This window comes from Streptomyces sp. JH34 (genome assembly GCF_029428875.1).
Classification (GTDB): Bacteria; Actinomycetota; Actinomycetes; order Streptomycetales; family Streptomycetaceae; genus Streptomyces.
The window spans coordinates 1589634-1613364 of sequence record NZ_JAJSOO010000001.1; the positions used below are offsets into that span (position 1 = coordinate 1589634).

Annotated in this window: 22 protein-coding genes and 1 riboswitch; of the genes, 7 read left to right on the forward strand and 15 right to left on the reverse strand. The window is 71.8% G+C overall.

The annotated features are described in order from the left end of the window. Positions 1-75 precede the first annotated feature (75 nt). Complete coding sequence (locus LWJ43_RS07010) at positions 76-1068, reverse strand: MBL fold metallo-hydrolase (protein ID WP_277331426.1); 993 nt, start codon at positions 1066-1068, stop codon at positions 76-78. 405 nt (positions 1069-1473) lie between these two features. Here LWJ43_RS07010 and LWJ43_RS07015 point away from each other — a divergent pair, with 405 nt between their 5' ends. Beyond that, entirely contained in the window at positions 1474-2367 is an 894-nt protein-coding gene (locus LWJ43_RS07015; protein ID WP_277331427.1) for an SIS domain-containing protein, read from the forward strand. A gap of 64 nt (positions 2368-2431) precedes the next feature. Here the strand turns inward: LWJ43_RS07015 and LWJ43_RS07020 are convergent, their stop codons facing one another. Beyond that, the gene (locus LWJ43_RS07020; protein ID WP_277331428.1) at positions 2432-3016 is read right to left on the reverse strand and encodes a hypothetical protein; all 585 of its coding nucleotides are present in this window, start codon (positions 3014-3016) and stop codon (positions 2432-2434) included. 273 nt (positions 3017-3289) lie between these two features. Next, the gene (locus LWJ43_RS07025) at positions 3290-4159 is read right to left on the reverse strand and encodes a transglycosylase SLT domain-containing protein (protein WP_277331429.1); all 870 of its coding nucleotides are present in this window, start codon (positions 4157-4159) and stop codon (positions 3290-3292) included. Positions 4160-4161: 2 nt separating this feature from the next. Then, positions 4162-4321: riboswitch (cyclic di-AMP (ydaO/yuaA leader) on the reverse strand. A gap of 384 nt (positions 4322-4705) precedes the next feature. On the opposite strand from LWJ43_RS07025, the gene LWJ43_RS07030 reads away from it, so the two are divergent. Further along, the gene (locus LWJ43_RS07030) at positions 4706-4936 is read left to right on the forward strand and encodes a hypothetical protein (protein ID WP_277331430.1); all 231 of its coding nucleotides are present in this window, start codon (positions 4706-4708) and stop codon (positions 4934-4936) included. A 216-nt stretch (positions 4937-5152) separates the two neighbouring features. Next, a complete protein-coding gene (locus LWJ43_RS07035; protein WP_277331431.1) occupies positions 5153-5287 on the forward strand; it encodes a hypothetical protein in 135 nt (44 codons plus the stop codon). Positions 5288-5381: 94 nt separating this feature from the next. Here the strand turns inward: LWJ43_RS07035 and LWJ43_RS07040 are convergent, their stop codons facing one another. The 4 genes from LWJ43_RS07040 to LWJ43_RS07055 form a co-directional block, all read right to left on the reverse strand. Further along, on the reverse strand, positions 5382-5573 hold the full coding sequence (locus LWJ43_RS07040; RefSeq protein ID WP_277331432.1) for a ferredoxin: 192 nt from the start codon (positions 5571-5573) through the stop codon (positions 5382-5384). Between the two features lie 53 nt (positions 5574-5626). Next, on the reverse strand, positions 5627-6850 hold the full coding sequence (locus LWJ43_RS07045) for a cytochrome P450 (RefSeq protein ID WP_277331433.1): 1224 nt from the start codon (positions 6848-6850) through the stop codon (positions 5627-5629). Between the two features lie 48 nt (positions 6851-6898). Next, positions 6899-8086 carry an NAD(P)/FAD-dependent oxidoreductase gene (locus LWJ43_RS07050; RefSeq protein ID WP_277331434.1) on the reverse strand — a complete coding sequence of 396 codons (1188 nt, stop codon included), beginning with the start codon at positions 8084-8086 and terminating at the stop codon, positions 6899-6901. A 106-nt stretch (positions 8087-8192) separates the two neighbouring features. Further along, complete coding sequence (locus LWJ43_RS07055; RefSeq protein ID WP_277331435.1) at positions 8193-8840, reverse strand: TetR/AcrR family transcriptional regulator; 648 nt, start codon at positions 8838-8840, stop codon at positions 8193-8195. Between the two features lie 330 nt (positions 8841-9170). Here LWJ43_RS07055 and LWJ43_RS07060 point away from each other — a divergent pair, with 330 nt between their 5' ends. Then, entirely contained in the window at positions 9171-9566 is a 396-nt protein-coding gene (locus tag LWJ43_RS07060; RefSeq protein WP_277331436.1) for a TOBE domain-containing protein, read from the forward strand. Positions 9567-9575: 9 nt separating this feature from the next. Here LWJ43_RS07060 and LWJ43_RS07065 read toward each other — a convergent pair whose 3' ends face one another. Both LWJ43_RS07065 and LWJ43_RS07070 read right to left on the reverse strand, forming a co-directional pair. Further along, positions 9576-10028: a flavodoxin family protein gene (locus LWJ43_RS07065; protein ID WP_277331437.1), complete on the reverse strand. Its 453-nt coding sequence runs from the start codon at positions 10026-10028 to the stop codon at positions 9576-9578. 96 nt (positions 10029-10124) lie between these two features. After that, on the reverse strand, positions 10125-12398 hold the full coding sequence (locus LWJ43_RS07070; RefSeq protein WP_277331438.1) for a heavy metal translocating P-type ATPase: 2274 nt from the start codon (positions 12396-12398) through the stop codon (positions 10125-10127). A gap of 196 nt (positions 12399-12594) precedes the next feature. Between LWJ43_RS07070 and LWJ43_RS07075 the strand changes: the two genes are divergently transcribed. Next, positions 12595-13614, forward strand: a complete 1020-nt coding sequence (locus tag LWJ43_RS07075) for a hypothetical protein (RefSeq protein WP_277331439.1) — start codon at positions 12595-12597, stop codon at positions 13612-13614. Between the two features lie 82 nt (positions 13615-13696). On the opposite strand, the gene LWJ43_RS07080 is transcribed toward LWJ43_RS07075, so the two are convergent. Further along, positions 13697-14656: a LysR family transcriptional regulator gene (locus LWJ43_RS07080; protein ID WP_277331440.1), complete on the reverse strand. Its 960-nt coding sequence runs from the start codon at positions 14654-14656 to the stop codon at positions 13697-13699. A 144-nt stretch (positions 14657-14800) separates the two neighbouring features. On the opposite strand from LWJ43_RS07080, the gene LWJ43_RS07085 reads away from it, so the two are divergent. Next, the gene (locus LWJ43_RS07085; RefSeq protein WP_277331441.1) at positions 14801-15676 is read left to right on the forward strand and encodes an SDR family NAD(P)-dependent oxidoreductase; all 876 of its coding nucleotides are present in this window, start codon (positions 14801-14803) and stop codon (positions 15674-15676) included. 175 nt (positions 15677-15851) lie between these two features. On the opposite strand, the gene LWJ43_RS07090 is transcribed toward LWJ43_RS07085, so the two are convergent. From LWJ43_RS07090 to LWJ43_RS07100, 3 genes are all read right to left on the reverse strand, one after another. Continuing rightward, entirely contained in the window at positions 15852-17180 is a 1329-nt protein-coding gene (locus tag LWJ43_RS07090; RefSeq protein ID WP_277331442.1) for an enolase C-terminal domain-like protein, read from the reverse strand. A gap of 50 nt (positions 17181-17230) precedes the next feature. Then, on the reverse strand, positions 17231-18568 hold the full coding sequence (locus LWJ43_RS07095; protein ID WP_277331443.1) for a gluconate:H+ symporter: 1338 nt from the start codon (positions 18566-18568) through the stop codon (positions 17231-17233). Positions 18569-18684: 116 nt separating this feature from the next. Then, the gene (locus LWJ43_RS07100; protein ID WP_462100941.1) at positions 18685-19593 is read right to left on the reverse strand and encodes a 5-dehydro-4-deoxyglucarate dehydratase; all 909 of its coding nucleotides are present in this window, start codon (positions 19591-19593) and stop codon (positions 18685-18687) included. Positions 19594-19753: 160 nt separating this feature from the next. Between LWJ43_RS07100 and LWJ43_RS07105 the strand changes: the two genes are divergently transcribed. Beyond that, positions 19754-20542, forward strand: coding sequence for an IclR family transcriptional regulator (locus LWJ43_RS07105; protein ID WP_277331445.1), 789 nt, complete (start codon positions 19754-19756; stop codon positions 20540-20542). Positions 20543-20629: 87 nt separating this feature from the next. Here LWJ43_RS07105 and LWJ43_RS07110 read toward each other — a convergent pair whose 3' ends face one another. Both LWJ43_RS07110 and LWJ43_RS07115 read right to left on the reverse strand, forming a co-directional pair. Next, on the reverse strand, positions 20630-21847 hold the full coding sequence (locus tag LWJ43_RS07110; RefSeq protein WP_277330547.1) for an IS110 family RNA-guided transposase: 1218 nt from the start codon (positions 21845-21847) through the stop codon (positions 20630-20632). A 292-nt stretch (positions 21848-22139) separates the two neighbouring features. Further along, complete coding sequence (locus LWJ43_RS07115) at positions 22140-23357, reverse strand: cysteine desulfurase-like protein (protein WP_277331446.1); 1218 nt, start codon at positions 23355-23357, stop codon at positions 22140-22142. Between the last annotated feature and the right edge of the window lie 374 nt (positions 23358-23731).

The following is a 23731-nucleotide window of genomic DNA, read 5'->3' on the forward strand; positions in this document are numbered from 1 at the left end:
ACCGCGTCTCTGTTGTCGGGGAGCGTCTGCGGCCCGCGCGGCGGCGGGGGGTGCGGCTGTCGTGACGGCCGGCCGTCACGCGGACCCGCCGGTACACGCCGCTCCGGTCTCGTGGGCGACGGCGGCCACGTCGGCCATCACCCGCAGCACTCCGGGGAGTTCCGAGCCGTCCAGGTGGCGGTATTCGCTCCCGATGGTCACGACGAGCCGCTCCGGCAGGCCGAGCGCCGGGTAGCGGCCCTCACGGATCACCCGGCGGGCCGCCTCGACCGCTGGCACGCCTGCCGCGTGGAGGCAGTGGGCACGGTCGCGTACGTGGGCGAGATAGTCCATGTGCTCGCGCACTCCGGCCGGGTCGAGCACCGGCCCGTGTCCGGGCACGATCACTTCGGCTCCGGTGGCGAGTACGCGTTCGCAGGCGTCGATCACGTTGCCCAGGGGGCCCACCCAGTGCACGGGGTGGTCTCCGGGCTGCTGGGAGGTGGAGGAGAAGATCACGTCGCCGCTGAACACCGCTCGCTGGGCGGGCAGGTACACCATCAGGTCGCCGGCCGTGTGCGCGGGCGGCAGGGACGACAGCTGGACCGCGTAGTCCCCCAGGGTCAGTTCGAGTTCTCCGGTGAAGTACGTCGTCGGACGCACCGTCCCGGTGGCGGACCAGTCGAAGACGCCGAAGTGCCGGCCGAGGTAGGCACCGAGGGGTGTGGACGGATCACTTCCGGCCACCAGGGCGTGCAGTTGCTGGGGCGTGGGGTCGTGACGGATGTGCTCCCGGGCCTCCCGGGTCGCGATGATCTCCGCGTCCGGAAGCACTCCGGCACCCCAGAAGTGGTCCCCGTTGGCATGGGTGACGATCACCCGGCCGATGTCCACACCGTCGGGGAGCCGCTTCCGGCTCTCCACCAGGAACTGACCGGCCAGAAAAGGGTCGTAGGGGGTGTCGATCCACAGCGCGCCGCGCGGCGACACGAGAAGGCCGCAGTTGGCCAGCCCCCAGCCCCGCTTCGGCGGCAGCCAGGCGTGCAGGCCCCTGCCGAGGTCAACGACGTCCCCACCCGTGATCGACATGGGGCGATTATGCCGACCTGGATACGCCCGCGCGTTCGAACTCGGCCAGGAGTGCATCCCGGTGACGCGAAACCGACCCCCTCTCGAACATCTCCCCACCCGACGGTGACGGTCCGAGGTTGTCAAAGATCGCCATCACGGGAGATTTTCCGTCAGATGTGCGACATATCCCCTACAGGGCTTGCACCACCGAACAGATACCCACACGGCGACGACGGAACCGGATTGAGCCGACTACCCACCGAGCATGGCCGAAAACAGCCGCTGCGACGATCATGAAGGAGTGGACCCTTTGCTTGTTCTTGCTCGAATACCCTGACTGACATGCAGAACTGAACAAGCAGACGTCGATTTCACCCAGCTCACCCCATCAGGTGCGAGCAGCAGCGGAAGCGGAGTGCGGACATGTCGCATGTCGAGACCGAGACAGCCGGCCAGCCGGAGTGCTGGCGCCGCGCAGCCGAGGTGGCCGCCCACCGGGAGGCGGCCCTGCCCGTCGCAGGCGAGCGCGTCGCCGTCGTCGGCTGCGGAACCTCGTACTACATGGCGCAGGCGTACGCCTCGCTCCGCGAGGCCTCCGGGCAGGGCGAATCGGACGCGTTCGCCGCCTCGGAGTTCCCTGTCGGGCGCGCGTACGACCGGGTCGTCACGCTGACGCGTTCGGGGACGACGACCGAGGTGCTCGACCTCCTGACCCGGTTGCGGGGCACCGCACGGACCGTCGCGGTGACAGCCGACCCGCGCACTCCGGTGATGGACGCCGCGGACGACGTGGTCGTCCTCGACTTCGCCGACGAGCGGTCCGTGGTCCAGACGAGGTTCGCGACCACCGCACTGACCCTGTTCCGCGCGCACCTCGGGCTGCACACCGAGGACGTCGTCCGGGACGCCGAGGCCGCCCTGGCGGAGCCACTGCCCGAAGGCCTCCTGGCATGCGACCAGTTCAGCTTCCTGGGGCGCGGCTGGACGGTCGGGCTCGCCAACGAGGCAGCGCTCAAGATGAAGGAGGCGTCCCTGTCCTGGACGGAGTCGTACCCGGCGATGGAATACCGTCACGGCCCCATCAGCATCGCCACGGCCGGGACCGCGACCTGGATGTTCGGCACCGCCCCGGAAGGACTGCGGGAGCAGGTGCGGGCCACCGGGGCGCTCTGGGTGGAGAGCGGCCTGGACCCCCTCGCCGACCTCGTCAGGGTCCAGCGCCTGGCGATCGCGCGTGCGGCGGCCCGGGGTCTCGATCCCGATCTGCCGCGTCACCTCACCCGGTCGGTGGTGCTCGGCACGGCCGCCGGGACCTGACGTCTCACGGCATGCCGCGCACCGGGCCGGCGGGCGGCCCGGTGCGCGGCGGTGACCGTGGAGGTCAGGCCTCTTCGAAGTAGGCGTCCAGCGCCTCGTCGAGCTCCGCGGTCCACTTCTTGAGGTCGCTACGGGCCGCCGCCTCGACCTCGGCGTTGAACCAGCGGCGGCTCGACACGTGGACGGTCACGGTGAACCGGCGCCCGAAGCGGCCGGTCGTGACCTCGACCGCGCCGATCTCGGACCAGTCGAACTCCGCCTCCTGGTCGTCGAGCCGGAAGCGGACACCCTCGGCGTCCACCCTGATGGATCCGCGCCGGTCACTGACCTCGAAGACGGGGCCGTCCCCGGCACCGGTCTTCTCGTCGGCACCGGCCTTCTCGTCGGCGTCGCCCTTCTCCTCCACGTCAGGGGAGGCAATGTCGTCGGGGTCCGCGTCGGCGACGGCGGTGACGTCGTCCACGGCCTCGTCCGCCGCCCCTTCGGCGGGCGCTTCCGCGGCTTCGGCGGCCTCGGGCTCCGCGGGCTCGGCCTTCTCCGCTTCCGCCTCCGTCCGCGCGGGGGCAGGGGCCGTCAGGCCGGGGATGTACGCCGGGTCTGTCCCCGCGGCGAACTCGGGCTTGGTCTTCGAATCTATGCGCTGCTCCACGGCGGGCAGTATGGACGACGAACCTGTACGAGACCAGTCACCCTCGCTCCGACGGGCCTGTCGCCGGGGCATCGCCCGCCTCCTCCACCGCGACGCCACTGCACCGCCGCACCGCTGCACCGCTGCCCGCGACACGGCGATCCGACGGCCCGGGCGCGAACGGTCCCGGAGAACGAGAAGCGGGTGGTGCGGGTTCCGCCGAACCCGCACCACCCGTCATCCCTGCCCCTCCGTCACACACCCGGGTGCCGGAGGCTTCGCCTGGTCCAGGACTCAGTAGGCCCCGAAGACGTTGTCGATCGAACCGTACTTGTCCGCGGCGTAGTTGCACGCGGCCGTGATGTTGGCGACCGGGTCGTAGCTGTCCATCGACGTACCGGGCACGTGGTAGGCCTGGAAGGTCGGGTCGATGACCTGGAGCAGCCCCTTGGACGGGACACCGTTGATCGCGTTGATGTCCCAGTCGTTGATCGCCTGGGGGTTGCCCGCGGACTCACGGATGATGTTGCGGTGGATGCCCTCGTAGGTGCCGGGGATGCCGTGCTCCGCCATGACGGCGAGCGACTCCTTGATCCAGCCGTCGAGGTCGTTCGTGTAGCTGACCGGCTCGGCGGCGGGAGTGGCCTCGGTGGCGGCAGGGGCGCCCTCCGCGGCCAGGGAGGTGCTCGTGCGCTCAGAGCGGTCGGCGCGGTCAGCGCTCTTGTCGGCACGGTCGGAGGAGGCGGATGCCTTGGATTCGGCCTTCTCCGCCTTGTCCGCCGACTTGTTGCCGGCCTTGGCGCCGATGGTCAGCTTCAGACCGGGGTGAATCAGGTCCGGGTTTCCACCGACAGCCTTCTGGTTGTCCTCGTAAAGGGCCTTCCAGCCACCGTTGACGGAATGCTCACGAGCGATCTTGGCGAGGGTGTCACCCAAGATCACGGAATAGCTGGTCGACTCGGACTTCTGCGCGGCAATTCCCTTGCCGGTCGCGGCAGTCGACGTCACAGCCTTTGCGACGGCGGGCGACTGGGCCGGGGCCGCGAAGGCGCCGGTCGCACCGATCAGAGGGAGGGCCAGGGCAGCTCCACCCGTGGTCACGGCGATGATGCCGCGTGTGAGCGAACTGGTCCTGAAACGACGGTGCTTACCGTTTTCGGGCATGCTGATTTCCTCTCCGTCGCCTGCGAAGTGAGCTGTCGGGTTCGGGCTGGAGATGCCCGGCCGCACGCGAATGCGACTTCACCCCGAGCCGCTCCGGAAACCGGATCGGCGCTTACTTGGGTCCCCCGCTCCTGCCGTACGAGAAGTGGTCGGGTAATCGGGCGGCGGCAGGATTCGGCGTTCCGCCCGGAGTGATGGTGACCGTAGGCGAGAAATAGGGAAAGGAACAAGCCTGGTTCGGTGATCAAAATTCATTCGCAAGATCAATTCACGGGAATTCATGTAATCCACCGCACACCGCGCCGACCGGTTCTCTTGGCGCAGAAGGGAACCGACCGCCGCTCCCGGGCGTCAGGGCGGCATCAAGTGACCCTGGTCACGGAGTCCGATTCGGGCGATTTGCTCCAGAGCGAAGCGGTTCAGGTCACACGAAATGGCCTTTTATGGATTACAGGATCAAATTCTAAAAACGTATCAAAACGGGCATGCGACTTGTGGGTGGGACCGTCGCGCATACCTGGAACGCCGACGTGGAACCGATCCGCCATGACTGAGAACCCCCACACCTCGGCCCCGCGGATCACCGTCCTGCCCGTCCAGCCCGGGGACCCGCCCTTCCGTGTCGTGGAGATCGACGGCGAGGTCATCGGGAGCGCCACCGCCATGACGGACGTGCTGATCGCCGCCGCGACAGCCGGCATCCCGGTCCACGATCTCGACGACCCGGCCGCCGTCCGGTGGGTGGGGGGCGGCAAGCTCCGCTGGAAGCCGCACTGAGCGGACCGCAGGAAGGCGCCGGCCCGGTGCCGCGCTCCCGGGGCGGACCGCGCCGGGGCACTCGGCGCCCGGATGCCCGGATGCCCGGGACGGACGTTGGCGCGGCTGGTAGAAGGCCGGGGAGCGACGGTCGCCGGGGCCGACCTCCACCGGGGAGAAGGCGAAGGCGGTCCGGACCGGCGCACTTCGTGTCCGGGGACGCCTTCGCCGCCCGTCGTGGAGCCGACGGGCGGCGAAGGCGTGTACGACGTGCGGGGCGGCGGGACGGCCGTCCGGGTGCCGGTGCGCGTCGTACGCCGCGCCGGGACGCTGCTCTGCTCGGGGCTTTCCACGGTGCGGTCCCTGTCCTGAACCGCGCGGGGATGTGCTCCGCAGCAGCAGGATCTGCTCCCCCGGTCCGCAGGACCCGTCCGGCCCGCCCGGTACGCCGGGCGGGCCGCTCGCGTCAGTCCTGGATACGGATGGCGAGGGCGGGGCAGACGGCTGCGGCCTGCTGGACGTCGTCGGCGCGGGCCGACGGCGGCGCGGGATCGAGCAGTACGGCGATGCCGTCGTCGTCCTGGTCGAACACGTCGTCCGCGGCGACCACGCACTGGCCGGACGCCACGCACTTGTCCTGGTCGAGGGTCACTTTCATGAGCACTCCTTCATCGGGGTTCCGTCGTGGGGTGGGGGCCGTGGCCCGGGAGGTCACCAGGCCACGGGCAGTTCGTACACGCCGTACACGGACCCGTCGTGTTTGAACGGCACTTCCTCCAGGCGGGCGTCCAGACGCAGGGTGGGGACGCGCCGGTAGAGGGTGCTGTAGACGACCTGCAGCTCCATGCGGGCCAGCGGCTGCCCGAGGCACTGGTGCACGCCGAAACCGAAGGCCACATGGCGCCGGGCGTCCCGCCCGAGGTCGAGCCGGTCCGGGTCGGTGAAGACCTCGGGGTCGCGGTTGCCGATGTCGTTGGGCACGATGACCCCCTCACCGGCCCGGATCACCTCGCCGCCGATCTCGATGTCCTCGAGGGCCACGCGACGGCGGCCCCCGTGGGTGATGTTGAGGTAGCGCAGCAGTTCCTCGACGGCGCCGGCGACCGCCCTGGGGTCCTCGGTTCCGCGCAGCAGGGCGAGCTGGTCGGGGTGCTCGAGCAGGGCGAGGGTGCCCAGAGCGATCATGTTGGCGGTGGTCTCGTGTCCGGCCAGCAGCAGGAGCACGCCCATCTCCGCCGCCTCCCGGCGGGACAGTTCCCCCGCCTCGACGCGGGTGCCGAGACCTGACAGGAGGTCGTCGGCGGGCCGGGCGATCTTGTGGCCCATCAGCTCGTCCAGATAGCCGGTCAGGTTGGCGTGGGCCGCGCCCCGCTGCTCGGGTGCCGCGCTGCGGCTGATGAGGGTCTTGCTGTTCTCCTGGAAGAAGTCGTGGTCGGTGTAGGGCACTCCGAGCAGTTCGCAGATCACGAGCGAGGGGACGGGGAGGGCGAAGGCCTGGACGAGGTCGGCCCGTGGGGGCCCCGCCAGCATGTCGTCGATCAGACCGTCCACGATCTTCTGGACGGCCGGGCGCATCGCCTCGACCCGCTTGATGGTGAAGGGAGCCGTGACCATCCGCCGCTGACGGGCGTGTTCGGGGTCGTCCATGAGGATGAAGCTGAAGCTCGCCCCCCGCAAGGGCGTGGGGCTCGGGTAGCCGGGGCGGGTGACGTCGGCGCTGATCCTCGGGTCGGCGAGGAGGGCGCGCTGGTCGGCGTAGCGGGTGACCAGCCAGGGTGTGGTCCCGTCCCACAGCCGGACCTTCCTGAGCGACCCCAGTTCCTGCTCCGACTTCAGTGCGGGCGGTGGGTCGAACGGACAGCCCGCCGCCCGGGGCATCGGGAATTCCGGGGCCGAGGGCGCGTGCGCCCCTTCCGTGGATACCGTGCTGGTCATCGCTTCCTCACTTCGTCGTGCGGGTGGCTGACGTGGCGTCGGCCGCTTTCACGGCGCGGACGGTTCGAGGGTCGGGGCCGGGCCGCCGATCTCCTGGCGGCGCAGTCGCGCCTGCTTGGGCATGCTCCAGCCGAGGACGCCCGTGACCCTGCCGTCGCGCTCGTAGCGGGCGACGAAACGCCCGGTGGCCGGATCGCCGTCCACGACGGTCACGTCGGCGTCCGGCCCGAGCAGGCCGTGGGCCTGGACGCGGGCGTCGAACTGGTCGGTCCAGAAATAGGGCACGGGGACGTAGGGCCGGTCGGCGCCGAGGATGTTGTCGGCGACGGCCATGGCCTGTTCCGTGGCGTTCGTACGGTTCTCCAGGCGCATGGGTGCGTCGAGGAGTTCGTGGTGCCAGGAGGCCACGTCCCCGACGGCGTAGATCCCCTCAGCCGCCCGGCAGCGGGAGTCGCAGACGATTCCGTCGTCGACGCGCAGCCCGCTGCCCTCCAGCCAGCCGGTGGCGGGGTCTCCCCCGATGGCGACGACCACCACGTCGGCGGGCAGCACCTCGTCCGTGTCCAGACGCACTCCGGTGACCCGGCCCTGTTCCGTGGTCAGTCCGGTCACCGCGTGACCCAGCCGCAGGTGTACGCCGTTCCCGGTGTGCAGCGCGGCGAGCAGGTCCGACACCACGGGGCCGAACTGGGTGAGCATGGGCCCCGGCCTGGGGCCGGCCAGGGTGACCTCCAGGCCCATGGTGCGCGCGGTGGCGGCGATCTCGCAGCCGAGGACTCCTTCACCGACCACGACGAGCCGCCGCGCGGCCAGCAGGCCGGACCGCAGCGCGAGGGCGTCGTCGAGCGTCCTCAGTACGTGCACTCCGTCGGCGCCGGTCCGGCCGGGCAGGGTTCTGGCCCGCAGTCCGGTGGCGACCACGACGGCGTCGGCGCGCAGTTCGCGCCCCGACGCGGTACGCACCGTCCGGGTCCGGGGGTCGAGGTGGACCGCCGGGTCACCGAGGAGCAGTTCGGCGTCCAGGGCCGCCAGAGCTTCGGGGGCCCGCAGCCGGGTCGTGTCGGGGGTCCTGCTGCCGGCCAGGACCTGCTTGGAGAGGGGAGGGCGGTCGTAGGGCGGGTGCGGTTCGCCGCCGAGCAGGGTCAGCGTGCCGCCGTAGCCCTTGCGGCGCAGTGCCTCAGCGGTTGCCAGTCCGGCTGCGGAAGCGCCGACGACGAGAACGCGGGAGGGGGTCATGGAGCCTCTGTCCTCGGTTCGGGGCAGCCCGGATCGGGCCGTCCCGGACACGGTCGGGGAGAAGAAGGAGGGAAGGAGGAACGGGCCGTGGCGGAGTCGGGAGGGGTCAGCGGCAGGGCGTGACCGGTGCCGTCCAGAGTCCGACGACGGCGTCGATCAGACCGGTGGCGGTGTCGTGCCAGTTCGTGCGGGGCGTGGAGGTGTTGTCCGCGAGAGCGCGTTCACGCTCCGCGCAGGTGTGGAGGATCAGGTTGGTCGACATGGCGGCCCGCTCGGCATGGACGTCGGCGGGCAGGTCGGGGAGGCACCGGTTGAGCCCTTCGAGGGTCCGCAGGGTCGGCGGGCAGGCGAGCGACTCCTCGGCCATGATGTCCTGCAGCGCCGGGTCGGTCATGACCTGGGCGCAGAACCGCGCGAACCAGGTGGGGCTGCCCAGCGTGGCGAGGTGCTCCGTGGTGGGGCGCACCAGGCAGGCCACCCACTCCCCTATGTCCGACGGGTCCCGGATGCCGGCGAGCCGACGTTCACGGGCCTCCTCGATCTGCCGGCTGTGCTTCCGGGCGATGGCGCGCACCAGGTCGGCCTTCGTCCCGAAGTGGTAGCCGACCGCCGCGTTGTTGCCCTGCTGCGCGGCCTCGCTGACCCGGCGGTTGGACACCGCGTACACCCCGCGCTCGGCGAACAGCCGCTCGGCGGTGTGCAGGATCCGCTCCCTGGTCCCGCTGACCTGCTCGGCCCGCACCGTGCGTTCCATCCGCCGGCTCCTCGGTCGAAGGCGTCTCGGAAGATCAAGGCAATCCGGCACCGGCAGATCAGTCAAGCAACTGATTTAAAGATGGCCGAGATGGTCACACGTCCGCCACCTGATGCCCCCGGGTGCCTCAAGACCCCTGCCACCTGCGGTGATCGGTCGCTCAGCGGCATCGGTCACGCCCGCGCGCCGGGCCACCGCGCACCGCCCGTGGCCGCGGGGCCCCGGGACGCGCGGGCCCGCTGGGTGGACCGGGTTGGCGCAAAGCCGTCCCCGGCCGGAGCGCGTGCGCGTGGTGAGGTCCGCGCGCGCGGGCCACATATGGTGTCGCCCATGAAGTCCTACACCATCGGCCAGGCGGCACGTCTTCTCGGCGTGAGCCCGGACACCGCCCGTCGCTGGGCGGATGCCGGCCGGGTCACGACCCATCGTGACGAGAGCGGGCGCCGCCTCATCGACGGGCGTGACCTGGCGGCGTTCTCCGTCGAGGTCGCGCAGGCCGGATCCGGCGAGGAGGAGACCTCCTACACCTCGGCGCGGAACGCCTTCCCGGGCATCGTCACCGCGGTGAAGCTCGGTGACGTAGCCGCCCAGGTCGAGATCCAGGCAGGACCGCACCGCCTCGTGTCCCTGCTGACCCGGGAGGCCGTGGAGGAGTTGGGGCTGGAGGTCGGGATGCAGGCGACGGCACGTGTGAAGTCGACCAGCGTGCACATCGACCGCGCCTGACGCCCCCCGTCAGTCCATCAGTCCGGCGGCGACCGTCGCCCCCAGCTCCCAGCAGGCCTCGGTGTCGGCCTTGCCCGGCTCGCCGGTGACGGTCACGGCGTCCGCCGCGCGACGCCATCCGAGGCCCGTCGTGATGGCCTCGATGCCGCGTACGGCACCGGTGACGTCGTTCCCGCCGTGCACGTAGTAGCCGAAGGGGCGGCCCTTCGTCGCGTCCAGGCACGGGTAGTAGACCTGGTCGAAGAAGTGCTTCAGGGCGCCGGACATGTACCCGAGGTTCGCCGGGGTGCCGAGCAGATAGCCGTCGGCCGCGAGTACGTCGGACGCCGTGGTGGAGAGCGCGGCCCGCCGCACGACCCGTACGCCCTCGATGTCTTCCGTCGTCGCGCCGGAGACCACCGCCTCGAACAGTGCCTGGCAGTTGGGCGACGGGGTGTGATGCACGATCAGCAGAGTGGCCACACCCCCGAACCCTGCCGCCCCGGCTGCCCGGACGCAACCCGCGCCGCCCCGGCCGCACCGCAGGCGGGACGCCGTCGCCGGGGCCGGGGGCCCGCCTCAGCCGGCGGCGCGGAAGCCGCGCAGACGAAGGCTGTTGCCGACGACGAAGACCGAGGAGAAGGCCATGGCGGCCCCCGCGATCATCGGGTTGAGCAGACCGGCCGCGGCCAGCGGGAGGGCCGCGACGTTGTAGGCGAAGGCCCAGAACAGATTGGAGCGGATGGTGCCCAGCGTCCTGCGGGAGAGCCGGATGGCATCGGCGGCGACCCGCAGGTCCCCTCGTACGAGTGTCAGGTCGCCGGCCTCGATGGCGGCGTCCGTGCCGGTCCCCATGGCCAGGCCCAGGTCCGCCTGGGCGAGCGCCGCGGCGTCGTTGACACCGTCGCCGACCATGGCGACGCTGCGCCCTTCCGCCTGGAGCCTCTTGACGACGTCGACCTTGTCCTGCGGCATGACCTCGGCGACGACCTCGTCGATTCCGACCTGCGCCGCGACGGATTCGGCGACCGACGTGTTGTCGCCGGTCAGCAGGACGGGGGTCAGCCCGAGCGCGCGCAGCCTGCGGACCGCTTCGGCGCTGGTGTCCTTCACCGCGTCGGCGACCTCCAGGACCGCACGCGCCTCGCCGTCCCACGCCACGGCGATCACCGTCCTCCCGTTCTTCTCGGCCTCCTCCCCGGCGGTCCTGAGCTCTTCGGGAAGCTCGATGGCCCATTCGCCCAGCAGCTTCTCGCGGCCGACGAGCACGGCACGGCCGTCCACGACGCCCTGGACGCCGAGGCCCGGAACGTTGGCGAAGTCCTCGGGCACGGGCAGCGCTCCCACCCTCGCTGCGGCGCCCTCGGCGACGGCCCGGGCGATCGGGTGTTCGGAGGAGTGCTCCAACGCGCCCGCGAGGCGCAGCACTTCGGTCTCGTCCGCGGGTCCGGCGGTGTGGACCTTCAGCAGCGTCATGCGCCCCGTGGTGACGGTGCCCGTCTTGTCGAGCAGGATCGTGTCGGCCTTGCGGGTGTTCTCCAGGACCTCCGGCCCCTTGATCAGGATGCCGAGCTGGGCCCCGCGCCCGGTGCCGACCAGCAGGGCGGTCGGCGTGGCAAGGCCGAGAGCGCAGGGGCAGGCGATGATCAGCACGGCGACGGCCGCGGTGAACGCGGCGGTGAGTCCGGCGCCCGAACCGAGCCAGAAGCCGAGTGTCGCGAGCGCCAGCCCCATGACGACGGGCACGAAGACCGCCGAGATCCTGTCCGCGAGCCGCTGGGCGGAGGCCTTCCCGCTCTGCGCCTCCTCCACGAGCGCGGCCATCCGGGCCAGCTGGGTGTCGGCACCGACCCTGGTGGCCTCGACGACCAGTCGGCCACCCGCGTTGAGGGTCGCTCCCGTGACGGGGTCACCGGCGGCGACCTCGACGGGCACCGACTCGCCGGTCAGCATGGAGACGTCGACGGCGGAAGAGCCCTCCACCACCGTGCCGTCCGTGGCGATCTTCTCGCCGGGGCGCACCAGGAAGCGGTCCCCGACCCGCAGCCCGGCCGTGGGCAGGGTGATCTCACGGCCGTCGCGCAGCACGGTGACCTCCTTGGCGCCCAGCTCCATGAGTGCCTTGAGCGCGGCACCCGCCTTGCGCTTCGAGCGGGCCTCGAAGTACCGGCCGGCCAGGATGAAGGCCGTGACACCGGCGGCGGCCTCCAGGTAGATGTTTCCCGCTCCGTCGCTCCGGCTGATGGTGAATTCGAAGGGGTGCGTCATGCCCGGCATCCCCGCGGTCCCCAGGAAGAGCGCCCACAACGACCAAAGGAAGGCCGCCGACGTGCCGACCGAGATCAGGGTGTCCATGGTGGCGGCGCCGTGCCGGGCGTTGGTCCAGGCGGCACGGTGGAAGGGCCAGGCCGCGTAGGTCACGACCGGCGCGGCCAGCGTGAGGGAGAGCCACTGCCAGTACTCGAACTGAAGAGCCGGGGCCATCGCCATCGCGACGACCGGCGCGGCCAGCACGACCGCGGTGACGAGCCTCTGCCGCAAGGACCGCAGCTCGGTGTCGGCGCGCTCGTCCTCGGCTCCGCCGCCGGCCCGGTCGTCGGCGGTCCCGGGCTCGGCCCGTGGTGGGGCGGGCGGCTGGGCCGTGTAGCCGGTGGCCTCGACCGTGGCGATCAGGTCGTCGACCGAGACGTCCTCGGCGTAGGCCACCATGGCCTTCTCCGTGGCGTAGTTGACGGTGGCCTGGACCCCCTCCATGCGGTTGAGCTTCTTCTCGATCCGGGCCGCGCACGAAGCGCAGGTCATGCCGCCGACGGCTAGCTCGACCCGGGCCGCGCCGGGAGTGGTGGGAGTCATTTCCTGCTCCTCGTCCGTACGGGATCAGCATACCCCTCATGGGTATCGCTTTCCCCTCTCCAGATATACCCCCCACCCGTATGCATGGCAAATCTCGGCACCAGCGGTCGCGTATACCCCCGCCGGGTATACGCTCGAGCGAGATCGGCGCCCTTGCGGGCCCCTCCGAGCAGAGCCATCAGGAGCAGGAGCAGTCATGAACCCCGCCGCGAAGATCACCGCCTTCGTCACCGCACTCACGGCTTCCTTCGGCGCCGCGTTCGGCATCGGGGCCGCGGTGGGCCCCGGTACCGGAACCTCGGGCTCCCCCGACGAGCGGGCCGGACACGCGGAGAGCTCGGCGCCGCACACGGACCCGAGCCGCTCGGCGCATCCCCCGGGGGGCCTCCAGCTCACCGAGGGCGGCTACACACTCGACCTGAGGACCCCGCGAGTGGAGGCCGGACAGCGGAGCGAACTGCGGTTCGCCATCCGGGACCTGGCCGGGCGACTGGTCACGGAGTACCGGCGCGAGCACGGCAAGGAACTCCATCTGGTCCTCGCCTCACGCGACCTGGTCACCTACCGCCATCTGCACCCGACCCGGGCGGCCGACGGCACGTGGAGCACACCGGTCGAACTGCCGGCGGCGGGCGACTACCGGGTCTTCGCCGACTTCACACCCGCGGACGCGAACGCCGTCGGTCTGACCCTGGGAGCGGATCTGGCCGTGTCCGGGCCGTACAAGGCGGCGGAGCTCCCGAAGCCCGCCGCGACGGCCGTCGTCGACGGATACACGATCACCCTGAACGGCACCCTGCGCCCCGACGTGCCGGAACGTCTCACCTTCACCGTGCGGAAGAACGGACGTCCGGTCCCCGACCTGCAGCCCTATCTGGGCGCGTACGGGCACCTCGTCGCCCTGCGCGCCGGAGACCTCGCCCATCTTCACGTCCATCCCGACGGCGAACCCAGCGACGGCTCCACGAAGCCGGGTCCCGGCGTCTCCTTCACCGCGACGGCGCCCGGTCCCGCCACCTACCGGCTGTTCCTGGACTTCAAGCACGACGGCACCGTCCGGACGGCGGCCTTCACCCTCCCGTCCGGAGCGGCGACGCGGACGCCCCACCCGTCGGCACCGGCGGACGGGCACGAGGACGGGCACGGCGACGGCACGTCGGGCGGGCATGCGGCCAGGCGCGCGGCTTCGGCGTCGGTGCCGGTACGGCCCTCGTAGGCATCGGTGACGGCCGCCCGGCGCAGCTGCGGGGCCCGGTCCTCCCGGGGGTGGCAGGGGAAGCTGACGAAGGGGCCGCGGTTCAGCCGGCCGTGGCGGCGGACCGGGTCCCGGCGCTCCTGCCCGCCGCCCGGTCCGGCACCTCCTGCGCCGGACCGCCCCGTGCCGGCTCCCGGAACAACGCGACGGCGTGTCCGGCGAAGCGCCGGATGCCGGGTGTCGTCCGCTCCTTCGGCCAGACCAGGCGCAGGGGCACGGCCGGCCCGTCCTCCAGACGGATGCCGACGGTTCCCTCAGGTGCGCCGGCGCCGCCCGAAGGCGACGCGGCGAGCGCGACCGCCTGCCCGAGCCGGACCACAGCCAGCATCTGCAGACCGTCGCTCACCTGGGGGCCCGGCGTCCCCGGCAGCCCGTCCGGCCAGAGGCGCGGGTCGTTGAGCTGGGGGCCTGCGCCCTGCCAGCCGAGCAGTGGTTCACCGGCCAGGTCGGCGATCCGCAGGGTCTTCGCGCCCGCCAGCCGGTGCTGGGCGCCCACCAGCACGCTGATCCGTTCGCGGCGCAGCACCACGCCGCTCAGTCCGTTGCCGCCGACGGGGGCGCGGACGAGGGCGATGTCGGCCTCACCCGAGCGCAGCCGGCCGAGCTGGTCGTCGATCGTGCCGACGGCCGTCCGGGCCTGATGCGCCGGGTCGGCTTCGTTGTACGACTGGACCATCCCGTCCAGCAGGGCCGCGTCACAGCCGGGGCCGGTCACCGTCACCGAGGCGTTCCGCTCGGCAGCCCGGCGTACCCGTGAGGTCATGTTCCCCGCCTGGGCCAGGAGCGACCTGCCCTCCTCCAGCATCGCGTGGCCGGCGGCGGTGAGCGTGACGCCCTTCGGTGTGCGCAGCAGCAGAGCGGCGCCGACGGACTTCTCCAGGGCCAGGACCGCGCGCGAGAGCGCGGGCTGTGTCATCGACAGGCGGTGTGCGGCGCGGGTGAAGTTGCCCTCCTCCGCCACGGCGATGAAGTAGTGGACCTGCCGTATCTCCACGTCACCCATACGCGCATCCTCCCACCTGGCCCCATGCCCGCGCGGCATCGGGCCATGCGGGATCGGAACTTCCATGACCGTCGGCGGGGCGGTCTGCTGGAGGCACGGACGGCGGCACCCCGCCCCGGCCGAGGCATCGAGCAGGAGCACAGCATGACTCAGTACGCCCCGAGGGCAGTGGTGACGGCCGGCACCGGCGGCATTGGACTGGAGACGGCCCTCGGGCTGGCGCGCCGGGGGTGGGACCTCACGCTCGTCGGTCGCGACCAGGACAGGGGCGGGGCGGCGGTGGCCCGCGTCGACGAGGCGGCGGGGCGCCGCGCCGGGCGTTTCGTCAGCGCGGATCTGTCGTCACTCGCCGAGACCCGGCGGCTGGGAGAGCGACTCGCCGGCGAGGGCGGCCTCGCCCTGCTGGTGAACAACGTGGGTGGCATGTGGACCGAGCGCCGGGAGAGCCCGGAGGGCGTCGAGATGAGCATCGCCCTCAACCACCTCTCGCCCTACGTCCTCACCGGGACGCTGACCGACGCGCTCGCCGAGGCGGCACCGAGCCGCATCGTGAACGTCACGTCGAGCGCCGTCGCCGCGGCGCAGGGGGTGTTCGACGCGGCCGAACCGCCCGGCCCCCACTACGGTCTCGCCGCCACCGGACGGGCCAAGCTGGCCCATCTCGCCCATACCCTGGAGCTCGCCGGCCGGCTTCGCCCCCGGGGCATCTCGGTCTTCGCCGCCGACCCCGGTGCGGCCGCGACGGACAACGCGGCACAGATGACGGTCGACATCCTGCCTCCCGCGCTGCGGCCCCACTGGGAGGAGATCAAGAAGGGTGTCTCGGCCCCGGTGGCGGCGGCCGCGGCGGGGCCCCTGGCCGCCGCCACCGATCCGGCGATGGAAGGACGCACCGGTCTGGTGATCGGGTCCGGTGGGACCGTGGACGAGACACTCCTGGCCTTCGTCTCCCCCGAACTCACCGAGGCCGTGCGTGTCTGGACGGCCGAGCTTCTGGCGAAGGCGGGCCACGGGTCCTGACGGGGCGCCGCCTCGCCGGGCGGGCACCGGCCTACGGACGCCGGTGCCCGCCGGACGGGCGCACGGGGCGGTGCCGGCCGGATCGGCCTGCGGAGCGAGGAGCCGGCGCCGTCCGGCGGGACCGCCCCGCACCGCTCCGGTCGCGTGGGGCCACGCGCACCGGGCTCCGCCGGGTCTACCGCACCAGGCAGGGCCGCTTGGCGTCGAACGTCCAGCCGGGTACGAGGTACTGCATGGCGTCGGCGTCGTCACGCGCCCCCAGGGCCTCCTTCAGGTAGAGCTCGTGGGCGGCGTGGAGGCGGTCCGTGTCGAGTTCGACGCCCAGCCCGGGTGCGTCGGGGACGGCGATCTCGCCGTCGGAGATGCGCGGCGGGGCGACGGTGAGCCGCTCCAGGCCCTCCTGCCAGATCCAGTGCGTGTCCAGGGCGTTGTACTCCCCCGGGGCCGCGGCACCGCAGTGGGTGATCATGGCGAGGGAGATGTCGAAGTGGTTGTTGGAGTGACAGCCCCAGGTCAGGCCCATCGCGTTGCACAGCTGGGCCACGCGCACCGATCCCCGCATGGTCCAGAAGTGCGGGTCGGCGAGCGGGATGGAGACCGACTGCAGGGCGAGGGCGTGGGTCAGCTGCCGCCAGTCGGTGGCGATCATGTTGGTCGCGGTCGGTAGACCCGTGGCACGGCGGAACTCGGCCAGGACCTCGCGCCCCGAGTAGCCGTCCTCAGCCCCGCAGGGGTCCTCGGCGTAGGCGAGGGTGCCCACGAGCGGGGAGCACAGTTCGACCGCCTCGCGCAGCGACCAGGCGCCGTTCGGGTCCAGGGTGATCCGCGCCGAGGGAAAGCGGTCCTTGAGCGCGCGGACGGCCTCGACCTCCTCGGGCCCCGCGAGGACTCCGCCCTTCAGCTTGAAGTCCCGGAAGCCGTACAGGTCGTGGGCGGCCTCGGCCTGGCGGACGATCGCCCCGGGGGTGAGGGCCTCCTCGTGGCGGATGCGGTACCAGTCGACGTCGGACCCGGGCTCGCGGACGTAGTCCAGCTCCGTGCGGTCGGGGTCGCCGACGTAGAAGAGGTAGCCCAGCACCCTGACGGAGTTCCGCTGCTGACCGTCGCCCAGCAGGGCCGCGACCGGCACGTCGAGGTGCTGGCCCAGCAGGTCGAGCAGGGCCGACTCGACGGCCGTGACGGCGTGGACGGTGGTCCGCAGATCGAAGGTCTGGGCGCCGCGTCCGCCGGAGTCGCGGTCCGCGAACCTGCTTCCGATCTCGCGCAGGACGCGCTGGTAGTCGCCCACCTTCGCGCCGAGGACCAGCGACTCGGAGTCGCGGAGTGTCCGGGTGATCCTCTCGCCTCCGGGCACCTCCCCGAGTCCCGTGCGGCCCTCGGAGTCCTTCAGGACGACGACGTTGCGGGTGAAGAAGGGGCCGTGGGCGCCGGAGAGGTTCAGCTCCATGGAGTCGCGGCCGGCGACGGGATAGACGGCGAAGTGGGTGACGGTCGGCTGGTTCATGCTGGTCGGGTTCCTTGGGTGCGAGAGAGGACGGGCCGGGGCGGGGGCCTTCAGAGGCCGATGACGTCGAGGGTCCACTCGGCCGCGAGGACACCGCCGAGACCGAGGACGGCGAGCACGGTCGTGTAGCCGGTGCGGACCTTGATCGCCTGGATGACCGAGAGGTTGAAGTACTCCTTGAACAGCCAGAATCCCGGGTCGTTGACGTGGGAGAAGGCGATCGATCCGCACGAGACGGCGAGCACCATCATCTCGGGGTGTGCGCCGCTTCCCGCGAGGAGCGGCAGCACCACGCCCGAGGCGGTGACCACGGCGACCGTCGCCGAGCCGAGCGCGATGCGCAGGATGGCGGCGATGAGCCAGGCCAGGATGATCGGCGAGACGGGCCAGCTCTCCGTGATGTCCTTGATGTAGTCGGATATCCCGCCCTCGACGAGCACGTTCTTGAACGCTCCGCCCGCACCGATGACCAGCAGGATCATCGCCATCGCCTGGGCCGCCGAGGCGCAGGAGGCGCCGACGTCGGCCAGGCTGCGGCCGATCCGCGGCCCGAAGGCCCAGGCCGCCAGGAGGAGGGCCAGCAGGAGAGCGATCGGCGCGGAGCCGACGAAGGCGACCCCGTGCAGGAACGGGCTGTCGCCGGACGCGGCCATGTCGACCACGGCGGCGCCGGCGATCAGCACCACCGGGAAGAGCGCCACGAACAGCGACCACCCCATGCCGGGCATCTCCTCGTCCGTGAACTCGCGTTCACTGACCAGGCCCTTGGGTATGGAGGGGTTCATCGCCTTCACGAACGGCAGCCGCGGCCACAGCAGCGCGACGAGCGCACCGGCCGGCACGGCGATGAAGAGGCCGTAGAAGAGGGTGTGGCCGACGGAGGCGTGGAACGTCGCGGCGACGGCGGTGGGACCGGGGTGCGGCGGGAGGAAGCTGTGCATCGTGGACAGTGAGATCGACATCGGCAGGCCCACCCACAGCAGGTTCACCCCGGTGACCCTGACGAGCGTGAACGCGATCGGCACGATGATGATGAAGGCGACCTCGTAGAACATGGTCACGCCGATGAGCATCGACGTGACCACCATGGCCAGCTGGACCCCGCGCGGCCCGAAGGCGTCGAGCAGCTTGCCCGCGATCCTCTGGGCCGCTCCGGAGTCACCCATGATCCGCCCGACCATCGCACCGAGGCCGATGGTGAGCATGGTGTCGCCGATCTGGTCCCCGATGCCCGCCGAGAGGACGTCCGGGATCTCGACCGCGGGTATCCCCTGGACCAGAGCCACGCCGACGGCCACCAGCAACAGGGCGGCGAAGCCGTTGAGTTTCATACGGGTCATCAGGAGCAGCAGCGCCACGACGCTGATCCCCACTACGACGAGCGGCATGTCAGTTCCCCTTCGAACTGTCGGACTGTCGGGCTGTCGGGCTGTCGGGCTGTCGGACCGCCGGCGCCGCACGGCTCCTCCGCGGGAGCCGTCGGCCGGAGCGGTGGGGGCACGGCTCAGGCGGTGCGGTGGCGGGCGGCGCCGACCAGGTCCAGCCCGGTGTCGAGGACCTTCTCCAGGTCGGTGAGGTCGACGGGCCCCGGATCGGTGAGCGGGGCGCGCACGGGGCCGACCGGCAGTCCGCGCAGCCGGGCCGCCGCCTTGACCAGGGAGACGCCGTAACCGGGGACCCGGTCCCGCAGTTCGACCAGCGGTACGTAGAAGCCGCGCAGCAGCTTCCGCGTCACGGTTTCGTCGCCGTCCCGCAGGGCGGTGAAGAAGGCGTCGGCGATCTCGGGCGCGAACGCGTGGACGGCGGAGGAGTAGGCGGGGACGCCGACGGTGGCGTAGGCGCCGGCCTGGATCTCCGCGGTGGCGGCACCGTTGAAGAAGAGGAAGCCGTCGGGAGCGGCGAGGGTGAGGCGCTGGAGCCGGTCGAGGTCGCTGTGCCCGTCCTTCAGGCCCACGACCGTGGGGATCTCGGCGATCCGGCGCACGCTGTCGGCCGTGAAGGTGACCTGGCCGCGCTGGTAGGCGATCAGCGGCAGCCGTGTGCCGGCCGCGATCCGGCGCAACTGCTCGACGAGTCCGTCCTGCGGGGCCGCGACCAGGTAGTGGGGCATGACCAGCAGGGCGTCCGCACCGGCCTCCTCCGCGATGCGCGCGAAGCGCAGTGCCTGCGCCCAGCCGTAGCCGGTGCCGGCCACCACGGGCAGCCGGCCGTCGGCGGTCTCCACCGCCGCCCGGACGACCGTCCGGTACTCGTCCTCGTCGAGGGCGCCGAACTCGCCGGTCCCGCAGGCCGGGAACAGCGCGCCGGGTGCGGTTGCCACCTGGCCACTCAGATACGCCCGGTACGACTCCAGGTCGAGACCGCCGTCCTCACGGAAGCTGGTGAGGGGGAACGAGAGCACTCCGTTCGCCATGCCGTCCCGCAGCCTCTGGACGACGTCCTCGGTGTCCGCGTTGATGCGCTCCACAAATCTCATCCTCATATGCAGATGGCGTACATGTATGGGAACGGAGGTTAGGCGGGTGAACGCGACAGGGTCAATGGGTCCGACAGCGCGGATTTAAGATGGGCGGATGCCGGAGAACAGCGGGGTCCGTGGGGTGAAGTCGGCGTCCCGTACGGTCGCCCTGCTCGAACTCCTCGCCGCCCGGGGCGACCGGCCGGCGCGGCTCGACGAACTCGCCGGGGAACTCGGCGTACCGCGCAGCAGCATGTACCAGCTGCTGCGGACCCTCGTCGACTGCGGCTGGGTACGCACCGACACGACCGGCTCCCTGTACGGCATCGGCATCCGCGCCCTGCACACGGGGACGAGCTATCTGGACAGCGATCCGCATGTGCGCGCGGCGCGGCCCTATCTCGACGAGGCCTCGGACGCGCTCGGCGAGACGATCCATCTGGCACGGCTCGACGGCTCGAGCGTCGTGTACCTCGCGACGCGCGAGTCCCACGAGTACGTACGCACCCTCGACCGGGTCGGCCGCCGCATCCCGGCGCACGCCGGAGCGCTCGGCAAGGCCCTGCTCGCCGAGCGCCCGGACGATCGGCTGCCGCTCCCCGAGGGGCCCCTGACGCCCCGTACGGAGAACACGCACACCGAACGCGCCACGCTGCTGGCAGACCTCGCCGGGGTGCGCGAGCGCGGCTACTCGATCGACCGCGAGGAGACGGTGACGGGCATCGCCGGCTTCGGCTTCGCCCTGCGGTACGACTCACCGGCCGTCGACGCCATCAGTTGCTCGGTGCCGGTGGCGCGGCTCGGCGAGGACCACGAGAGGCGGGTCGTGGCGGTCATGCGGGACATCCGGACCAAGATCGAGAGCGTCCTGTCCCCCGCGTCCGGCGCCCCCGACTGGCGCTGACCCGCCCCGCGTCCGCCGGCGGGGGGTGCCTCTATGTCGTTCGTCAAGGCACCCTGTCGGGTTTGGGGTGGTTCGGTGTTGCTGGGGTTATGCGGCGAGCTCGACGTTCTTGGGCGCCCGCGATTCGTAGAAGGTGCCGTCGCGGAGCATGGCGAACAGGACGCTGATGCGCTGGCGGGCGAGGCGGAGAAGGGCTTGGGTGTGGGTTTTGCCGCGGGCTCGCTGCTTGTCGTAGTAGGTCCGGGAGGCCGGATCGGCGTTTATGCAGGCGAAGGCGGAGAGGAACATGGCCCGCTTCAGCTGCCGGTTCCCGCCGCGGGGCGCGTGTTCGCCATGGATCGAGGTGCCCGAGGACTTGGTCGTCGGTGCGAGGCCGGCGTAGGAAGCCAGGTGGGCGGCGGTGGGGAAGTTGGTGCCGTCGCCGACGGTGACCAGCAGGACTGCGGCGGTCCTGACGCCGACGCCGGGCATCGAGGTCAGGACTTGGGAAAGAGGGTGGGCCTCCAGCAGGCTGTTGATCTGGGCTTCCAGGGCCCGGCGCTGTTCGTGGACGGCGGCGAGCGAGCGGGCCAGGGACGGGACCACGATGTCGAGGGTGCCGGTGCCGGGAACGGTCACGGTCTGCTCGTCCAGGGCGTCGAAGATGTCGTCGATCAGCCGTGCGGCCATGCGCGGGGCCTTGGGCCGGATCAGCTCGACGAGGCGGCGTCGGCCGGCTTTGCGCAGGGCGGCCGGGGAGCCGTGGCGTTCAAGGAGCCAGGTGACGGCTTGGTGGTCCAGGCGGGGCCCCAGGACGCGCTCCAGGCTGGGGTGGAACTGGGTGAGAAGGCCGCGTATCCGGTTGCTGGTGCGGGTGGCCTCGGCGGCCAGGTCCTGGTCGAAGCCGGTCAGCACGGTCAGCTCGGCGGTGATCTCGTCGGTCAGTTCGAGCGAGCGCAGGGTGTGCGGCATGGTCCGTGCGGCGTCGGCAATGACGGCCGCGTCCTTGGCGTCGGTCTTGGCCTCGCCGGGGTAGAGGTCGGCGATCCGGCGCATAGCCAGGCCGGGCAGGTAGGCGACGCGACAGCCGGTGTCCCGGGCGACGGCCAGGGGCAGAGCGCCGATGGAGGCGGGCTGGTCCACGATGACCAGGACGGTGCCGAACTTCGCGGTCAGCTTGTCGAACACGGCCCGCAGCTTCGGCTCGCTGTTCGGCAGCGGCTTGTCGAAGACCTTCTTCCCGGCCGGGGTGAGCCCGTGCCCGTGGTGAGCGGACTTGCCGACGTCCAGGCCGAGGAACACGCCCACGTCTTCGATCTCGAACATCGCGCCCTTCCAGGGGGTTTGACGGTGCCGGCCTCGGCTCGGGTGTCGTGCTCGCGCATCCACGTTATGCAGACCTGCCGCCCGCGAACTGTCCGGCATTGCGCCGGACCGGACGGTGGCCGGACCTCTGATCAGCGTCTCCGACGAACACCCCCGGACCCGGTGACACCACCCCCCAGGTCATGCCTTCGACAGGGGGACACAGTCATGCCGGGCCCAGAGGCCAGCGGCCCCGTTGCAGGACCGCGAAAAACATAACGGGGATCAAGCGCCCCGGGGATCTTCCGCCGTGTCAGCGGCGCGGCACGTCGAGCGCGTCCAGCAGCCGGTCGACGTCCTCGTCGCAGGTGTAGGGCGCGAGGCCGACCCGTACGCCGCCCTCCTGGCCCAGTCCGAGCCGGCGGGACGCCTCCAAGGCGTAGAAGGACCCGGCCGGTGCGTCCACCCCGCGTGCGGCCAGCTGCCGGGACACCTCCCCGGGGGTCCTGCCCGCCACCGTGAAGAGCGTGGTCGGGGTGCGCCGCGCCGCACGGGAGTAGACGGTGACGCCGTCCAGCGCGGCCAGTCCTTCCTCGATGCGGTCGCGCAGCCGGTCCTCGTGCGCGGCGAGCGCCGTGAACGCCCGGCCCAGACGCTCCCGCCGGCTGCCGTCACCGGGGGCGAGCCCGGCGAGGAAGTCCACCGCAGCCGTCGCACCCGCGAGCAACTCGTAGGGAAGCGTGCCCAGTTCGAAGCGCTCCGGGACGTCGTCGCTGGAGGGCAGCAGCTTGTCCGGCCGCAGGCTGTGGAGCAGCTCCCGCCGGCCGGTGAGCACACCGAGATGCGGTCCGAGGAACTTGTACGGCGAGCAGACCAGGGTGTCCGCACCGAGCGCGGCCAGGTCGACCGTGACGTGGGAGGCGTAGTGCACCGCGTCGACGTGGAGGAGCGCGCCGGCATCGTGCACCAGGGCGGCGAGGGCGGGGACGCCGGGGCAGGTTCCGATGAGGTTGGAGGCGGCCGTGACGGCCACGAGCCGGGTGCGGCCGGACAGAACCGCCTCGATGTGCCCTGCGTCGAGCTCACCCGTCGCGGGGTCGAAATCGGCCCACCGGACCGTAGCCCCCACGGCCTCGGCGGCCTGTACCCAGGGCCGTATGTTGGAGTCGTGATCGAGCCGGGACACCACCACTTCGTCCCCCGGGCCCCAGTCCTTGGCCATGGTGCGCGCCAGGTCGTAGACGAGCTGGGTGGCGCTGCGCCCGAACACCACCGAGCCGGCCTCCGAGCCGAGGAGATCGGCCAGGGCCGACCGTGCGCCGGCCACGATCGCCTCGGCGTTGCGCGCGGCCTCCGTGAGCACGCCGCGGTTCGCCAGGGGGCGGGTGAGCGTCTCGCTGATCGCGTCGACGACCTGCTGGGGTGTCTGGGTGCCGCCCGGCGCGTCGAAGCGGGCGGTCCCCGCCTCGAGCGCCGGGAAGCAGGATCGGATCGCCCGCACGTCGAGGGTGTGGCCGGTGTCGTTGCTCAAGGGATACTCCGGGAGGGGTGAGGGTGGGGCTCGTCGGCCAGGACGGCATCCGGACGCGTAGGGCGCGGAGTCCGTGCTGGTCATCGAGGGTTCCTGTCCATGCGTCGGGACCGGATCGGCCGGTGGGGTGTCCTGCCCGCCCTGCCGATTCCACCACAGGGTCTCAGCCCGCGGCGGCCGCCCCGGGAGAGGAGGCCGGAGGGGGAGCCCACGGGCCGACGCCGGCCCCGCCGCGCGCCCGGACGCGCGGAATCGGGGGCCGTCGCGTCCGACGGCCCCCGATCCGGGCGTTCGACAGCGGCCCGTGGTTCCTGGGCACCTGCCCTGTGCGTTGACGCCGCCCCGGTGCCTTCCGGGAGACCTCCGGTCCCGGA

Coding starts and splice junctions, on each gene's coding strand:
- LWJ43_RS07010 (WP_277331426.1), bottom strand. CDS start 1,068: ATGTCGATCACGGGTGGGGACGTCGTTGACCTCGGCAGGGGCCTGCAC.
- LWJ43_RS07015 (WP_277331427.1), top strand. CDS start 1,474: ATGTCGCATGTCGAGACCGAGACAGCCGGCCAGCCGGAGTGCTGGCGC.
- LWJ43_RS07025 (WP_277331429.1), bottom strand. CDS start 4,159: ATGCCCGAAAACGGTAAGCACCGTCGTTTCAGGACCAGTTCGCTCACA.
- LWJ43_RS07030 (WP_277331430.1), top strand. CDS start 4,706: ATGACTGAGAACCCCCACACCTCGGCCCCGCGGATCACCGTCCTGCCC.
- LWJ43_RS07040 (WP_277331432.1), bottom strand. CDS start 5,573: ATGAAAGTGACCCTCGACCAGGACAAGTGCGTGGCGTCCGGCCAGTGC.
- LWJ43_RS07045 (WP_277331433.1), bottom strand. CDS start 6,850: ATGACCAGCACGGTATCCACGGAAGGGGCGCACGCGCCCTCGGCCCCG.
- LWJ43_RS07050 (WP_277331434.1), bottom strand. CDS start 8,086: ATGACCCCCTCCCGCGTTCTCGTCGTCGGCGCTTCCGCAGCCGGACTG.
- LWJ43_RS07055 (WP_277331435.1), bottom strand. CDS start 8,840: ATGGAACGCACGGTGCGGGCCGAGCAGGTCAGCGGGACCAGGGAGCGG.
- LWJ43_RS07060 (WP_277331436.1), top strand. CDS start 9,171: ATGAAGTCCTACACCATCGGCCAGGCGGCACGTCTTCTCGGCGTGAGC.
- LWJ43_RS07070 (WP_277331438.1), bottom strand. CDS start 12,398: ATGACTCCCACCACTCCCGGCGCGGCCCGGGTCGAGCTAGCCGTCGGC.
- LWJ43_RS07075 (WP_277331439.1), top strand. CDS start 12,595: ATGAACCCCGCCGCGAAGATCACCGCCTTCGTCACCGCACTCACGGCT.
- LWJ43_RS07080 (WP_277331440.1), bottom strand. CDS start 14,656: ATGGGTGACGTGGAGATACGGCAGGTCCACTACTTCATCGCCGTGGCG.
- LWJ43_RS07085 (WP_277331441.1), top strand. CDS start 14,801: ATGACTCAGTACGCCCCGAGGGCAGTGGTGACGGCCGGCACCGGCGGC.
- LWJ43_RS07090 (WP_277331442.1), bottom strand. CDS start 17,180: ATGAACCAGCCGACCGTCACCCACTTCGCCGTCTATCCCGTCGCCGGC.
- LWJ43_RS07095 (WP_277331443.1), bottom strand. CDS start 18,568: ATGCCGCTCGTCGTAGTGGGGATCAGCGTCGTGGCGCTGCTGCTCCTG.
- LWJ43_RS07100 (WP_462100941.1), bottom strand. CDS start 19,593: ATGGCGAACGGAGTGCTCTCGTTCCCCCTCACCAGCTTCCGTGAGGAC.
- LWJ43_RS07105 (WP_277331445.1), top strand. CDS start 19,754: ATGCCGGAGAACAGCGGGGTCCGTGGGGTGAAGTCGGCGTCCCGTACG.
- LWJ43_RS07110 (WP_277330547.1), bottom strand. CDS start 21,847: ATGTTCGAGATCGAAGACGTGGGCGTGTTCCTCGGCCTGGACGTCGGC.